Raw genomic sequence first — 14592 nt, 5'->3', positions numbered from 1 at the left:
CCCGGGCGACTTCTGCGGTCGCCTGCCGCGGCGCGTCGCCAGCTCGTCGGCCGCCCCACGCCCCGGCAGCGGGGCATCCGTGTCGTTCCGGGCTGGGATCGCGGACGTGGGCTCGACGGGGTCCTGGGACGTCTCCCGGATCCCGGCCAGCACCCCCTGCCTCAGCGAGGGCGGCGGTTCCGTCTCGGACAGGGCGCTCATCGACGTTCCCGCTTCACGAAGGCTCCCCACCTCACGCTGGCACTCGGCACAGGTGGACAGATGCTCCTCGAACCGCGTCCTCTCCTCGCTGTCAAGGGCGTCCAGGGCATACGCAGCGGCCAGCGCGTGCGGGCCCTCGTCCACCTCCGGGACGTGGCGGGAAGGCTCGTCGTTCATCGGTCCGCTCCCAACGTGTCTCGCAACCTGGTCAGCCCATCGCGGATCCGGGTCTTGGCCGTGCCGAGCGGCAGGTCCAGCCGATCGGCCACCTCGCGATGGGTGAGCCCGCCGAAGTAGGCCAGCTCCAAGGCTTCCCGCTGCACCCGGGTCAACTCGCGCAGCGCTTCCCGCACGACCCCCGCCTCGAGGTTCTGATGGGCCTGCTCAGCCGTCACGTCATACGCCGGTGCTCGCCGGCTCTCCTCGTATGCCGTGTCGCGGCGGGTCTGCGCCTGTGCCGAGCGCACCCGGTCGACCGCTCGCCGGTGTGCGATGGTCATCAGCCAGCCCAGCGCGCTGCCTCGCGCCGGGTCGAAGCGCGGGCTGGTCCTCCAGATCTCCAGGAACGCCTCCTGGGTCACCTCTTCGGCTTGCGCGCGGTCCCGCAGGACCCGCAGGACCAGCCCGAAGACGCGTGGTGCCGTGACGTCATACAACTTCGCGAAGGCCTCCTCGTCCCCGTGACCGCTGGCTCGCAGCAGTTGCGTCAGCTCTGCTCTGGTGTCCGGCCCACCGTGCCCCGCGACCTCGGGCAACGCCCTGCCGGGGGGATCGGTTGTCATGGGCACCATGATGCACACACAGGTCATTCGCCGCCGAACCGACCGTGGATTGCCCTGCCTGTGGACCACCGATGGCGTTCGCGGCAGGGATCGTCGGCCAAGCGGCCGTCCCGAGGATGCTGGCCGCAGCAGGCTCACTACCCTGAGGTGGCCGGCCACCCCGGTGCGGCTCGGCGACCCTGGCGGGGAACCTGCCGCCAAGACCCGTCCGAAGTCCGAAGAGCCAGAAGGGTTCACATGACGCAGCTCGTGGCCGACCTGAACCGTCCCGGATGGGACGACGACCCGGCACTGCCGGAATGGCGGGGCTTCGGTCCGCTCGTCGGCCGGGTGACCGCCGATGCCTGCGTGATCGGGCTGGGGGGCAGCGGCCTGGCGGCGATCGAGGACCTCGCGGACCGTGGCCTGTCGGTGATCGGTCTGGACGCCGGCCGCGTCGCGGCAGCAGCGGCCGGCCGCAACGGGGGGTTCCTGTCCTGTGGTGGCGCGATGTCGCTCTCGTCGCCCGACGCTCCCGTCTCCCTGGACCTGCGTGCGGAGCTCTACCGGGAGACGCTGGCCGAACAGCGGCGCCTGGCCGACCGTCTCGGCCCCGGCGTGGTGCGGCAGGTCGGCTCGCTCTCGCTGGCGGGCCTCCCCGGCGAGCCCATCGACGACAACGAGGAGCAGGCCGCCCGTGTGCAGCTGGTCGAGCTAAAGGCCGAGCAGGAGGCTCTCGCGTCCATCGGCGTCGCGGTCGAGGCATACGACGGCCGCCTCGGGCAGGGTTTCTTCAACCCGGACGACGCCCTGATGAATCCGGTCCGTAGGGCGTTCGGGCTGGCGTCGACCCTTCCCTCCGGGGCCCAGCTGCACGAGCACTCACCCGTCACGACGGTCGAGGCCGGCCTCGTCACGACGCCACGCGGATCGGTGCGAGCAGACCTCATCATCGTCGCGATCGACGGCAAGCTCGAGCTGCTCCTGCCCCAGCTGGCTCCCATGGTGCGGACGATGCGGCTGCAGATGGTGGCGACCCGCCCGATCGCTGCGGATCGGCTCCCGTGCGGTGTCGACTTTCGAGCGGGATACGAGTGGGCCCAGCAGGATCCGTCAGGAAGGCTGTTCATCGGCGGCGGACGGGACCACTTCCTGGAGGACGAGACCACCTACGAGGACGATCCGACGCCACAGGTGCAGCGCTGGATCGACAGCGCGGCAGCCCGGGTCGCCGGCGAGCCGGTCAGCGTCACGCACCGTTGGGCGGCCTCCGTCGGCTACACCGAGGACCGGCGTGCCCTCTGCGTCCCGGTGGACGAGGGGGTGGTGGCCTGCGGCGGCTACAGCGGGTCCGGCAACCTCGTGGGCCCCATTGCCGCGCGCGCGGCCGTCGGACTCCTCGTCGACAACGTCGCGCCTCCGGGCTACCTGCGCACCAGCGGATCGCCTCTCGGCTGACACACCGCCCCGTCAGCCGGCAGAGCCCAATGGGGCGGCACCGAGAGCGCCAGCGCTGGTTGGGCGCGGGTGAGCGGGCCGCGACCGGGGGTCGCGGCCCGCCCACGGCAGCTCGGGTGGGTCAGACCGGGATTCCGGGCAGCAACTGCTGTGCGAGCGCCTTGGCTCCGGCCGCCAGGTCATGGAAGTCGTAGGAGATCCGGACCCGCTGCTCGGCGCCCTGGAGGACCACGTCGGCGGCGAGCGTCACCGAGCCGCCGGAGGTGGCCGTGAGGGTGCCGTCGAACGAGGCGGACCGCACGTCGAGCAGGCTGCCCAGACCGTGCGCCGCGACGTAGCCGACGATGTCGGCGGCCGACCCGACGGCCTGCCGCAGCCCACCGAGTGCCGCGCTCGCGGTCTGCAGCACGTCGGTGGCCTGTGCCAGCTGTTGGACCAGTCCCGTCACGGTCTGTGCGGCCGCGGCGACGGCAGCCGTCGTCGACTGCTGCGCGGTGGCGAGGACACCTTGTGCGGTTTGCACGCCGAGCTGCGCCGCGGCCAGACCTCCCTGGAGCGCGAGGACGCGTGGGTCCTGGTCGACCGGGTAGGTGGCCGAGGCAGCCTGAGCGGCCTGTGCAGTCTGGCGCGCCACGTCCAGGACCCCGTTCGCGGTCAGCTCCGAGGCACGCAACCCGGCGATCGCGGCGGTCAGACCGGCGACCTGGGTGCCGCGCCAGCCGACCTCGACGCCGAGCTTGGTCCAGCCCCAGGCCTTGTCGTACCACGCCAGGTTGTTGTACCAGTTGTGCCACCAGCCGATGTCGCTGTTGAGCTGGTCGATCTGCAACTGCTCACTGCTGATCTGGCTGTTCAGGGAGTCCACGGCCGACTGAGCGACGCTGAGCTTGGCCTGGGCGTCACGCAACCGCGCCGCGGCGGCGTCACGCTCGCTCTGGACCGCCGCCTTCGTGGACGCGACCTGGGCGTTGATCGCCGAGAGGGCGTTCTGGGCCCGGGTCACGCCAGCCTGCGCTGCCTGGATCTTGGCCTGGGCGTCAGACTGCACGGCGCCGAGGTCGGCACGCGCGGCGTCGCCCGCCGCGGTCAGTCGCTGCACGTCGGCCTGCGCCGTGTCGACCGCATGCTGTGCGGCAGCGATCTGTGCGGAGGCGTCGGCGCCGGCCTGCTGCAGAGTCGCTGCCGCCCGTCGCGCCAGGTCGGTGAGGAAGGACTGGTGCATGTCGGCGTGGACCAGGAAGCCGTAGCCCGACTCCAGCTTGCCGCCCTTGGCGGTGACGTCGGCGTCGAAGAGGCCGAAGACCTGCCCCTTGCAGCCGAAGTCGAACCCTGCGTCCGACAGGTTCACGTGGGCTGACCCGGCGAGGCCGAGCATGGTGACCTGTCCCGCGATGGCGATTGTCGGGACGCTGGTCGTGTTGACCTCGAGGTCGAGGGTCGGACCCTCCTGGGGATCGGCGCCGGTCAACGAGAAGACGTCGGCAATGTGCACCGGGCTGAGCGAACCGCTGGCGGCGACACCGTCCGCGGGGTCGATCTCGACCATGCCCTGCACGGTGAAGCCCGCAACCTGCAGCGTGCCGCCCACGCGGAGCCCTTGCTTGTAGGTGAGCTTGCCGATGGAGGTGTCCTGGGGGACGACGTAGAGGTCGACATCCTCCAGCGATACGCCGGCCAAGGTGCCGGACACCTCCTTGGGGATCCCGGCCGTGACCGACGCGGGACAGAACGTCTCGACCACGTCGAGCAGTGACAGGTGGTTGAAGGCCACGATCAGGACGCTCTGGGTGGGCAGCTCCGAGTTGAACGAGACGGCTGCGTGTCCGGAGAAGGCACCGATGGCCAGGCCGCCGGCGATCCCGATGGAGGGCACCCCCTCGAAGTCTGAGCCGATCTCCAGTGAGACGTCGGTGAGCGCGATCCCCTTGGCGCCGAAGGGGTCCTGCCAGGTGCCCTTCATGGTCGCGAAGAAGGAGATGCCGTTCGGGACGACCTTGACGCCGCCGATGAACTCCAGCGGGCTGGAGTCGAGGGTGACGTCGACGGCACCGGAGACCTGGATCGAGATGTTCTCCGGGTCGGGCACCAGCTCGAACTCCGCGTCCTTGAGGACGACGCCGTCGGTGATGTGCACGTCGGCGACGGATGCCTCGAGTGACACGTCGCTCAGCGAGGTGCCGAGGTGGGCACTGACGTCGAGGTGGCTCTCGCCGAGGAAGGTGTCGGCGCCCAGACCGGACAGGTCCAGCCGGCCGTCGACGAGCGCGCCCCTGCTCACGCCCTTCCCGGCCACGGGTTGCAGCTCGTCGAAGCTGAAGGTGGCGTCGTCGAAGGAGGAGATGACGATCAACGCGCCAGGCAGGTGGACACTGTCGAGGCCACCGAGAGCTGGTGACAACGACGAGAACTCGTAGGTGTCGTCCAGTTCGATGCCCAGGGCGAAACCCCACGTGGTGGCCTTGCGCACCACGGCCTGCACGCGCTTGAAGCCGGGCCCGCCGGCGGCGAAGGACGCCTCCTGTTGGGTGACGTCGATGGACAGGGCGACGTCGGTGAGGCCGAGTGCGAGCAGTTCCGGTGGCAGGGCCAGTGCTCCGACAGCGGTGTCGCCGCACAGGTCTCGCAGCATCGCGAAGGGCGCGACCTGTGGGATGGTCGCCGAGAGAGAGAGTCCACCGGGGACGGTGTAGGCCACGGGCACGTCGACACCGGCGAGGTGGACCGTGCCGGATATCGAGCCACCGAAGGTGTGCCCGTCGGCGTCGGGTGCGTGGCGGGTGAAGGTCACCGCGAGGTGGCCGACCCCGATCCCGTCCGGACCGACCGGGACCGTCCACTCGGTTGCTGAGGCCGCCTTGATGGTGAGGGTGCCCTCGCCGAGGACCGCCTCGACCGACAGCTCGGACAGGGTGAGGTCCGGCAGCTGGCTGGGGAGGGTGGCGCCGCAGGTCTGCGCGACGGCGGAGGCCGTCAGGACGGCGCCGTCGGCGAGGCCGCCGGTCAGCGTCCACTGCGGCTCGGCCCCGCTACTCGCCGAGGCCTCGAGCCGAGCCTCGATCGCGGCGCCCGCAAAGGTGGTGTCCCCCTCGAGGGACACGCTGATCGAGCGCACGGCCGGATCGGTGGGATGGCTGACCGTCACGTGCGCGCTGATCCGGTCGACGGTCAGGGCGACGGGATCGGGCAGCGCGAGGGGGGAACCGGTGGACAGGATGACGTCGAGGGTGTCGACGGTTGCCTTCCTGAAGGTGGCGGTGGCCACGGACAGGCCGAAGTCGGCGTGGGCGAGCTCGGCGGGGAGGTGGCTGGTGAGCTCGCCCCCGACGATGGCCGTGACGGTGGGCGACCCGGGCACGGGCGCGCCGGCCGAGGTGAGCGACACGGCATACGAGTCGGATTCATCGTGGGTGACGGCCAGCGCCACCGGGCTGCCGGACAGCGTTGCGGCTCCGGTCACGGCGAATGCCACCGACCCGCCGGCGTTCGACACGGAGAAAGTGACTGCCAGGTCGTCGACCTCGACCGAGCCCGGGACCAGTGCGAATCCCTTCGTCCCGACGAGCTTCAGGTCGAACTCGGTGATCCTCGCTGCCTCGGTGTCGAACGTCACTGCGACGCTGGTGATCGACACGCCGCAGAGGTAGCTGGCGAGCGGGCTGGGCAGGGCCGACAGGGGGTCAGCGGAGCCGGCCCCGAGAGCGGCGGACAGACCGCCGAGGGTGACGTCGCCCGGGTCGGCCTCGAGGCGCGCCGGCGCACCGTCGGCTGGCGCGGTGACGTGGGCGCTCACGTGCGTGTCGCCGATGGTCAGCGTGCCGCCGTCGCCCTGCACCTGCACGGAGAGCCAGTCGACTCCGGGGAGGCTGTAGGTGGTGGTGGTGGTGGTCGTGGGTGCTGCGGTGATGGTCATCGTGGATCCTCATGGTGTTGCTGCGGCCCTTGGTGGCCGAGCGGATGAGGACAACGGTTCCGGGATCCGGCGCCTGATCCGATGGTGCCGGCACGCCTCTCGTGAAGGGGGTGCACGCACCCCTCTCTCGCGTGTTGGTGCCCGCACGGCGTGGCCGAGGACTGGCCTCAGGAGCGGCCCTCCGCGAGGTAGAGCAGGGCGGCTCGGACGCGGGGGTGGTGCTCCTGGTCGCCGCTGAGGTCGAGCTTGGCGAAGATCGAGTTGATGTGCTTCTCCACCGCGTGCTGGCTGAGGACGAGGTCGGCCGCGACCGCACGGTTGGTGCGCCCCTGGGCGATCGCGGCGAGCACCTCGCGCTCGCGGCGACTGAGCCGGGCCAGGCTGGAGTCGCCCACCTTCGAGCGTCCCTGCACCAGTGCCTCCACCACCTTGGGATCGATCGCGGTGCCGCCTTCGGCGACGGTCCGGATGGCCGCCGTCAGGTCGTCGAGCTCGGCGATGCGCTCCTTGAGGAGGTAGCCCCGACGCTCCGTGCCCTGCTCGAGGAGCACCTTGACATAGCTGGGCTCGACGTACTGGCTCAGCAGGAGAACGCCCATCTCCGGGTGCGCGCGCCGGCAGTGTGCGGCGACCCGGATTCCCTCGTCGGTGTGGGTCGGCGGCATCCGGATATCGGTGAGCACGACCTCCGGGAGGTGCTCCGCGACGGCGTCGAGCGCCTCGTCGAGGTCGGCGCAGGCGGCGACGACCTCGAGGTCTCCGGAGGCGTCGAGCATGCGGCGGACTCCCTCGCGGACCAGGAAGCTGTCGTCGGCGAAGACGACCCGGACCCGCGTCACGGCGGTCCCACCTGATGGGGTCCTCGGTCCGTGTCCGTCGGCGGCGTCGAGGGCGGACCGGGGGCCCCCGGAACGCTCGCCCGTATGCCGCTTCGGCCGGCCTGTGCCACGTCGGTCAGCCTCCCACCGAACGCCTCGATCCGGTCGGACACCACGAGGCGGGAGTCGCCGTCCAGCGGCTCGTCGGTCCGTCCGCTCACGGCAAGCTCGATCTGCGGTCCCACTGTCACACTGATCCGCAGGTCGGACGCGTCCACGGCGAGCAGAGCACGCAGAACCGTCACGATGCAGAAGTACAGGCATGCCTCCTGCTCGGCCTGTGCGTGCAGGGCTGCGACGTCACCGTCGACCTCGATCGTGGCGGATGCTTCCTCGCGCAGCAGCCACCCGTCAACAGATGAGGCCAGGCCGTCGTCCGACAGCCGGGGCGGGAAGATTCCCCGCGCGATCAGGCGAATCCGGTCCAGGGCCAGGCCGGCTTCCACGCCGGCGTGCTCGATGTCTTTCAGCTCGGGATCCGCGCGGACTGCGACAGCGCTCGTGAGCCCACCGTCGATCTCCGGGGCTCCCTCGGCGTCGGCCCCGCCGAGCCCGGCCATCGCCGCGGCGACATGAGGCAAGACGGTGGCGGCCAGTTCGGTTCGCATCCGGCGTTGTTCGCCGGCACGCACGGCGAGGAGCCGATCTCGGGACGACCGCAGGGCGACGTTGACCTGCTCCAGCTCCGCCTTGCGCCGGCGCAGCTGGACGGTCAGCTGCACCGTCCCCAGCGCCAGCCCCGCGGGTCCGGCCAGGGCATCGAGCAGCCTGCGGTCCAACGGTGACAGATCGTCGTCGCCGAGGCCGACCGCGATCTGGCCGACCTCTGCGCCACCGTGACGCACTCCGAACGCATAACGGGACTCGTCGGACACCGGGGGAGAGGTGGGCGGCCAGGTCTGCGTCCAGCGTTCGCCCGCGGCCAGCCACACGGCGACCTCGGCACGAGAGCGCCCCGTCGAACGGCTTGCCGCCTCAGCGATCCTGGGCGCCACCTCGTCAACCGGAAGCGTCGTCGTCATCCGTCGCACCAAGCCGTGCATGACCTCGTGTCCGACCGCGCGGTCACCGAGCACCGCCTTGGCCACCAGCCGCTCGAGCCGATCGCGGGCCACCCACAGGACCACCGCGACCACCACCGTGACGGCGGCAACCCACGTCAGCGACGGCCTCAGGTGCTGCCGGACGACTTCCCGGTCGAGCATGGCGAATCCGCTGTAGATCAGGGCCGCCACGGCGAACCGCGCGGTATGCCGGGCGGCCGCCAACCTCCGCTCGGGCCATCCGGAGAGCCGTACCTTCATCGCCGTCCCGATCCGTCGACGCCCAGAGGGAGCCGTCCGCGCACGGCACATCCGCCTTCCGGTCCGGTGCTCACTGTGAGCGTGCCACCGCGCACCGCCAGACGCTCCGCGAGCTTCTCGAGCCCACTGGAGTGGCCGAGTGCCTGCGGGTCGAACCCGCCACCGTCGTCCACGACGGTGAAGGCGAGGTCCGGCCCGGACGGACCGACGACGACCGTGGCCCGGCTGGCGCCGGCGTGCTTCACCACGTTCTGGAGGCTCTCCACGCAGCAGAAATAGACCGCGGCCTCGATCTCTGGAGCGAGCTCGCCCACGGCCACCTCGACGTCCACGTCGAGGCGGCCGCGTCGGGCGAGCGCGGACGCCCGCTCGAGCGCTCCCCGCAGTCCGAGCTCGACCACCGCAGGGGGTCGCCCGTCGCCGCAGAGCTGCGTGATGGACTCTGCCGCGATGGCAAGGACCTCACGCAGCCGCTCGGCGTCGGGACGCGAAACCGGCTGGTGCTCCACGCAGGCCCGCGCACCGATGATCGCCGCCACGAGGGCCTGCTGCGCGCCGTCGTGCAGGTCCCGCTCGAGGCGACGCCGTTCCGTGTCCTGTGCCGCCACCAGCCGCCGCCGAGAGGCCTGCAGCTCGCCTGCCTGGGTCGCGAGGTCCGCGACCTGACGGGCCAGGACCACGGTCAGCCTCGCGTTGTGGACCACCAGCCCCGCGTGCGCCGCGACGTCTTCCGCCACGACGCAGTCCGTCGATGTCAGGGGCGTGTCCGCCCTGACATCGACGGCCAGGAGGCCGACGACCTCACCGTGGTGGCTGATCGACCAGCCGTGCGGGACGCCGACGAGCTGCCTGAGCGCCTCAACGGCCAGGTCGCCACCGCTCAAGAGGATCTCGGGGTTCTCCGACGACTCCGACAACTCCGACGACTCCGGCGTGGAACAGGGCGCCCTTGGCGACCTGGCCGTCCGGACCAGACGCCCTTCGTCGATGACCCACAGCTCGGCGGAGCTGGCGCGGGTTGCGGCGACGGTGACGTCTGCGATGCGCTGCAGCTCGTCGGCAGGTGTCAGGCGTTCGAGGGTCGCGGTCAGGCGCTGCATGGCCTCGACCGGGCTGAGGACCTGTCCGAACACGACGCGGTTGGCCCACCTGCGACCGGCGGCGCGCAACGGCTCCACGACCACGGCCGCCAAGGAGAGGACGAGCACGGTGAGCCAGAGCCCGCCACCGGCCAGCCAGCCTCCCGTGGTGACGGCGACGACATACGCAGCGCTGAGCGACAGGGCGATCAACCCGTAGACCAGGACCCGGCTCAACAGCCGGTCGATGTCCCAGAGCCGGTAGCGGATCACCCCCGCGCACAGCACGATCGGCACCACCGCGAACACTGCGGGAAAGAGCTCCTGGACCGCGCCCCCCACCTGCGCGCCACCCGGGTCCCCTCCGGTGGCCAGCAGCACCACTCTCGCACCGAGCCAGATCAATGCCGTCGTCAGCGCGGGGAGCAGCGCCGCGCAGAGCAGACGGGCGGTGGCCTTGTCCTTGGGCGACGTCGAGGGGTCGGCCAGACGCAACAGCTGCGCGCCCACGCCGGCCATCGCGACGGCGACGCCGAAGAAGACGACGAAGAACTGCGGGTGGGCCAGGAAGCTGCTGCGCCAGCACACGAGGGCGACGAGTGTCGAGGTGACCACCACGATCGTGCGCAACGTCTCGCGCCGGACCCGAAGCCGGTGCGGCAGCGTGCCGTCGGGGAAGAGCACCACCGCCCAGACATAGGCCAGGCCGGACACGATGTGGAAGGTGAAGTGCAGGGCGGCGATCGGCCAGGGCGAGCCCAGGACGTGGAAGACGCGATGGCTCGGCATGTTGAACGTCGCCGCGGTGCCCAGGAGCGCGAAGCCGAGCAGCCGGGGCACGAGCTCGTCCGGTCGCCGCCACACCAGGAGCACGCCCAGCGCGAGGTTCAGGACGCTGAAGGCGTACTGGACCCCGGTCTGCAGACCCGTCGTCGCGTCCGTCATCGGCCCACTCCCATGGACCATTCCGGAGGGCAGGAGCCCCAGGCCGAGCCACGTGAGCAGGCCGGCCAGGTAGACCGCGAAGACGACCCGGAAGAGAATCCGGCCCAGGAGCGGGTGGGCCACCCCGCCACTGTATGCCGTGAGGCCGGCGTCAGGGAGGGGTTGGCAGCGGTCTCGAGCGGCCGTGGTGGGTGCTCAGCGCTTGGTGCCCTCGACGTCGGTGTCCTCGAAGGCGGGGTAGGTCATCGGTGCGACCTCCTCGAGGGAGCGGCCCGCCCAGTCGCCCTCTGACCAGTGCGCCCAGACCCGCTCGCCCGCGGCCTGAACCCCTCTGGCGGCCGCCGCCACGTCGGCTCCGACGACCACCCCGTCCTCCACGACCGTTTTGCCGTCGACCATCACGTCGGCAAGATCGGAGGGCTGCGCGTAGTAGACGATGTTGCGGATCGGGTCGCGTAGCGGAGCCATGCCGAAGGAATCCGTCCGCCAGAACAACAGGTCCGCCTTGGCGCCCGGCGCGATCCTCCCCAGGTCGGGCCGGTCGAGCATGGCGGCGGCGTTGAGCGTGGCCGCGTCGAAGACGCGCCGTGCGGTGGAGGTGTCGGCGCGGCGCGAGGTGATCTTCCCGGATATGGCTGTCCAGCGCAGCGACTCGATCATGGACTGGGGAGCAGTGTCGGTGCCGAGGCACATGTTGACCCCCGCCTCGACATACTCCGGGAACGACTCCATCAGGATGCCCCGGCGCGCGAAGCACCAGGCGTTGTAGGACACGGACGTCTGCGACTGCGCGAGCAGGCCGAGGTCGTTGCCAGCGAAGTTGACCCAGCTGTTCCCGGTGATGAAGATCGCGTGGCCGAGCAGCGTGCGGGGTCCGAGGAAGCCGATGTCGGCGAGCCACTCGACGGGTGTGCGTCCGTGTCGCCGTGTGATCTCGTTGAACTCCCAGACTCCCTGGGATGCGTGCAGGGACACGGGCACTCGCAGCTCGCCAGCGGCCACCGAGCTCGCGCGGAGCAGGTCCTCGCTGCACGTGTCGACCTGGCCGGGGGCGAGGAACCCCTGGACCCGGCCGTCCGCCCGGCCCGTGTTCGACTCCACGAAGCGGATGGCCTCCTCGAGCCCCCGACGCCCAGCCGCCTCGTCCCACTCGTAGTCCACCCGCCTGCCGTCCGGGGTGAACCATCGGCCCGAACGGTAGGACGGTGCGACATAGCCACGCAGCCCGCTGGCCTCGACGGCGTCCGCCACGTAGTCGGCCTCATCGCCCAGCTGCAGCACCGTCGTGGTGCCCGAACGGGCGAGCTCGATCAGCGAGTAGTCGACGCATGCTCGCATCGACGCACGGTCGAGCCCGGCCGCTTCCGCCGGCAGGATCTCGATCAGCCCGGTGAGCCAGAACTGACGGTTGCCGGTGTCCTCCTGGACGGACTTGTCGATGGGCGACTCGTGCAGATGTGAGTGCGTGTCGATGAAGCCGGGTGTGATGATGCGGTTCGGCAGGTCGACACGCTCGTCCACCTCACCGGCGTATTCGGCTCCCACATGCGTGATCCGGTCACCGTCGACGACCAGGCACCCGTCCCGCAGGATGCGGTGCTGGCCCTCCTGGAAACCGACGATGTAGGGCGCGGAGTAGAGCGTCCTCGTCATGGGATCCGTCCGTGTCAGGGGAATTGGTATCCCGACCCTACCGCCGGTGACAGCACCACCTGCCAGGACCACTGGTCCGTCAGGGCGCCGGCGTGGTCGCGGAGGGTTTACCGATGGTGGAAGGTGGTTAGTCTCTTGGGCGTGTACCTGTCCGTCGACGGCAGCGAGGGCCGTGTCGCGGGTGAGGTGGTGGTGCCGAACTCGAAGTACCACGCACACCGCGCGCTGATCCTCGCGTCCCTCGCGCACGGAGAGAGCCGCGTGGTCGGGCTGTCGGACGCTCGCCATGTGCGCTACACCGTCCAGATGCTGCGCCAGCTCGGGACGCGGATCGACGTCGAGGGTGACACCTTCCTCGTGCACGGCGGTCCCTACCGTCCTCGCAGGGAGGTCGTCACCGCGGGCAGCTCGGGCACGACCCTCTACTTCATGACCGGCCTGGCGTCGTTGGCTGACCGTCCGGTCACCGTGACCGGACAGAAGTACTTCCAGCGGCGCCCTCTTGTCCCACTCCTGTCCGCTCTCGAGCAGCTGGGGGTGCGTCTGGAGTCCGCCGACGGCTGCCCACCGATCACGATCCGACCCGGTCGGCCGTCCGGCGGCCGGGTGGCCATCGACGGCACGTTGTCACAGTGGATCTCCGGACTGCTTCTGCTCGCACCGTTCGCCACCGCACCGACGGTCATCGAGGTGGAGGGCTCGGCCAACGAACGCACCTACCTCGCCCTGACCGTGCGCATGATGCGGCAGTTCGGACTCCGGGTCGAGGTGAGTGAGGACTGGCGCCGGTTCGAGGTCGAGCCGGACCAGGAGGCGGCGCCGACGAGGTTGCTGCTGCCCCCCGACGTGGGGTCGGCGGCCTTCGGGCTCGCCGCGGCCGCCGTCCATCCGGCTGACGTGCTGCTGCACGGGATGACTGCGGTGAGCAGTGACCAGACCGACCATCCCGAGGCCGAGGTCCTCGACATCATGACCCGGATGGGGCTCGGCATGTCGCTCGACGCAGCCGCCCGCTCCGTGCGGGTGAGTCACGACGGGCACCCGCTGGAGAGCACCCGCGTGGACTGTCGCGATCTTCCCGACATGCTGCCCGTGCTGGCGGCGATGGCCACCTTCGCCCGAGGGACAACGGTGTTCGACCATGTCTCGCACACCCGACTGAAGGAGTCGGATCGCGCTTCGGCCATGCTCCAGCTCAACCGGATGGGCGCACGGCTCGAGCTCGACGGGGACCGGCTGCTGGTCCATGGCGTGGCCGGCTTGACGGGCGCACCGCTGTCGTCGTTCAACGACCACCGGGTCCTCATGGCGCTGGCCGTCGCCGCCTCGCGGGCGCAGGGTGTGAGCCGGCTCAGCTACCCGCACGCCTACCAGATCTCCTACCCCACCTTCCTGGATGCGATGAACGCGATCGGTCTGCGGATGTCGGTGCGACAGGGGCGTGCCGCGGCAGCACCGCGCCGGCGGCACCCTCCCGGGGACCCGACCCGGACGCCCATCACGGAATGGGTGCGGCGCTGGGCCGCGAAGCGGCCCGAGCAGCCCGCCGTGATCGAGTGCTCGCGCTCGCGTTCGCGGGTGTGGACGTGGCAAGAGCTGGACCGGGAGGCGGACCGGTTGGCCGGCGCACTGCTTGCTCTCGGTGTACGGCCGGGGGAGAGGGTGGCGTTCCAGCTGCCCAACCGGGGAGAGTTCGTCGCCGTCTCGCTGGCGATCCTGCGGGTGGGGGCGGTCTGCTGTCCGCTGATGCCCATCCTCCGGGAACGCGAGATCTCGTTCGCGTTGGACCGCTCAGGGGCGCGGGTGCTGTTCGTGCCCCACTCGTTCCGGGGGCGGGACCACGCGGCCGAGACGGCCGCCATGTGCCGGGCTGGCCGGACCCACCTCGACCATGTCGTCGTGCTGGGGGGCGAGGGCAGGTGGGCACCGCCCTCTGAGGGAGGGCCCGCCTGGCACGACTACGGCGCCCTTGTCGACGGTGCGCCGGTCGACTCGCAGCTGGCGTCCGGGCTGTCCGCCCGCCCGCGGCAGACGGCGCAGCTGCTGTTCACCTCGGGCACCTCGGGTGAGCCGAAAGGCGTTCTGCACCGGCACGATGTCCTCACCCGTGCCGCCGCCATGCAGGCGTCGCACCTGGGACTGGACGGCTCGGACTGTGTCTACGTGCCATCCCCCTTGGCCCACCAGACCGGCTTCCTCTACGGCATGTGGGTGGCGCTGCTGCTCGGTGCCCCCCAGGTGGTGCAGCCGGTCTGGGATCCCGACGTCGGCCTACGGGCTCTGCGTGAGCACGGCGGCACCGTCGTGCAGGCGGCCACGCCCTTCCTCGCGGACCTGGTGCGCGCGGTCGAGGGCGGTGCGCCGCGGCCCGAGACCCTCCGCGTGTTCGTGGCCACCGGAGCC

At 70.9% G+C, this 14592-nt stretch carries 9 protein-coding genes; 2 read left to right on the top strand and 7 right to left on the bottom strand.

The window, feature by feature from the left end; genetic code table 11:
* Both FRW57_RS08390 and sigK read right to left on the bottom strand, forming a co-directional pair.
* A partial coding sequence (locus FRW57_RS08390; protein WP_203230260.1) for an RskA family anti-sigma factor occupies nucleotides 1–378 on the bottom strand: 378 nt, incomplete at its 3' end.
* Entirely contained in the window at nucleotides 375–983 is a 609-nt protein-coding gene (gene sigK / locus FRW57_RS08385; RefSeq protein WP_137121163.1) for an ECF RNA polymerase sigma factor SigK, read from the bottom strand. The genes sigK and FRW57_RS08390, both read right to left, overlap by 4 nt.
* A 237-nt stretch (nucleotides 984–1220) precedes the next feature.
* Between sigK and FRW57_RS08380 the strand changes: the two genes are divergently transcribed.
* The gene (locus tag FRW57_RS08380) at nucleotides 1221–2420 is read left to right on the top strand and encodes an NAD(P)/FAD-dependent oxidoreductase (protein WP_202911481.1); all 1200 of its coding nucleotides are present in this window, start codon (nucleotides 1221–1223) and stop codon (nucleotides 2418–2420) included.
* A 121-nt stretch (nucleotides 2421–2541) separates the two neighbouring features.
* On the opposite strand, the gene FRW57_RS08375 is transcribed toward FRW57_RS08380, so the two are convergent.
* The 5 genes from FRW57_RS08375 to FRW57_RS08360 form a co-directional block, all read right to left on the bottom strand.
* The gene (locus FRW57_RS08375) at nucleotides 2542–6330 is read right to left on the bottom strand and encodes a hypothetical protein (protein WP_152185788.1); all 3789 of its coding nucleotides are present in this window, start codon (nucleotides 6328–6330) and stop codon (nucleotides 2542–2544) included.
* Between the two features lie 167 nt (nucleotides 6331–6497).
* Nucleotides 6498–7169, bottom strand: coding sequence for a response regulator transcription factor (locus tag FRW57_RS08370; RefSeq protein ID WP_238999376.1), 672 nt, complete (start codon nucleotides 7167–7169; stop codon nucleotides 6498–6500).
* The gene (locus tag FRW57_RS24410; RefSeq protein WP_238999375.1) at nucleotides 7166–8512 is read right to left on the bottom strand and encodes a hypothetical protein; all 1347 of its coding nucleotides are present in this window, start codon (nucleotides 8510–8512) and stop codon (nucleotides 7166–7168) included. Before FRW57_RS24410 ends, FRW57_RS08370 begins: the two co-directional genes overlap by 4 nt.
* Nucleotides 8509–10659, bottom strand: a complete 2151-nt coding sequence (locus FRW57_RS08365; RefSeq protein WP_152185786.1) for a histidine kinase — start codon at nucleotides 10657–10659, stop codon at nucleotides 8509–8511. The genes FRW57_RS24410 and FRW57_RS08365 overlap by 4 nt, the downstream gene beginning before the upstream one ends.
* A 72-nt stretch (nucleotides 10660–10731) precedes the next feature.
* On the bottom strand, nucleotides 10732–12189 hold the full coding sequence (locus FRW57_RS08360) for a chlorohydrolase family protein (protein ID WP_137121158.1): 1458 nt from the start codon (nucleotides 12187–12189) through the stop codon (nucleotides 10732–10734).
* Nucleotides 12190–12330: 141 nt separating this feature from the next.
* Between FRW57_RS08360 and aroA the strand changes: the two genes are divergently transcribed.
* Nucleotides 12331–14592 (top strand): 3-phosphoshikimate 1-carboxyvinyltransferase (gene aroA, locus FRW57_RS08355; protein ID WP_152185785.1); only part of this gene is annotated, 2262 nt, incomplete at its 3' end.

The sequence above is a fragment of the Segeticoccus rhizosphaerae genome (assembly GCF_009192725.1).
GTDB classification, from domain to species: domain Bacteria; phylum Actinomycetota; class Actinomycetes; order Actinomycetales; family Dermatophilaceae; genus Segeticoccus; species Segeticoccus rhizosphaerae.
The sequence above is the reverse complement of the archived record's forward strand: the minus strand, read 5'-3'. Positions and strand labels throughout refer to the sequence as shown.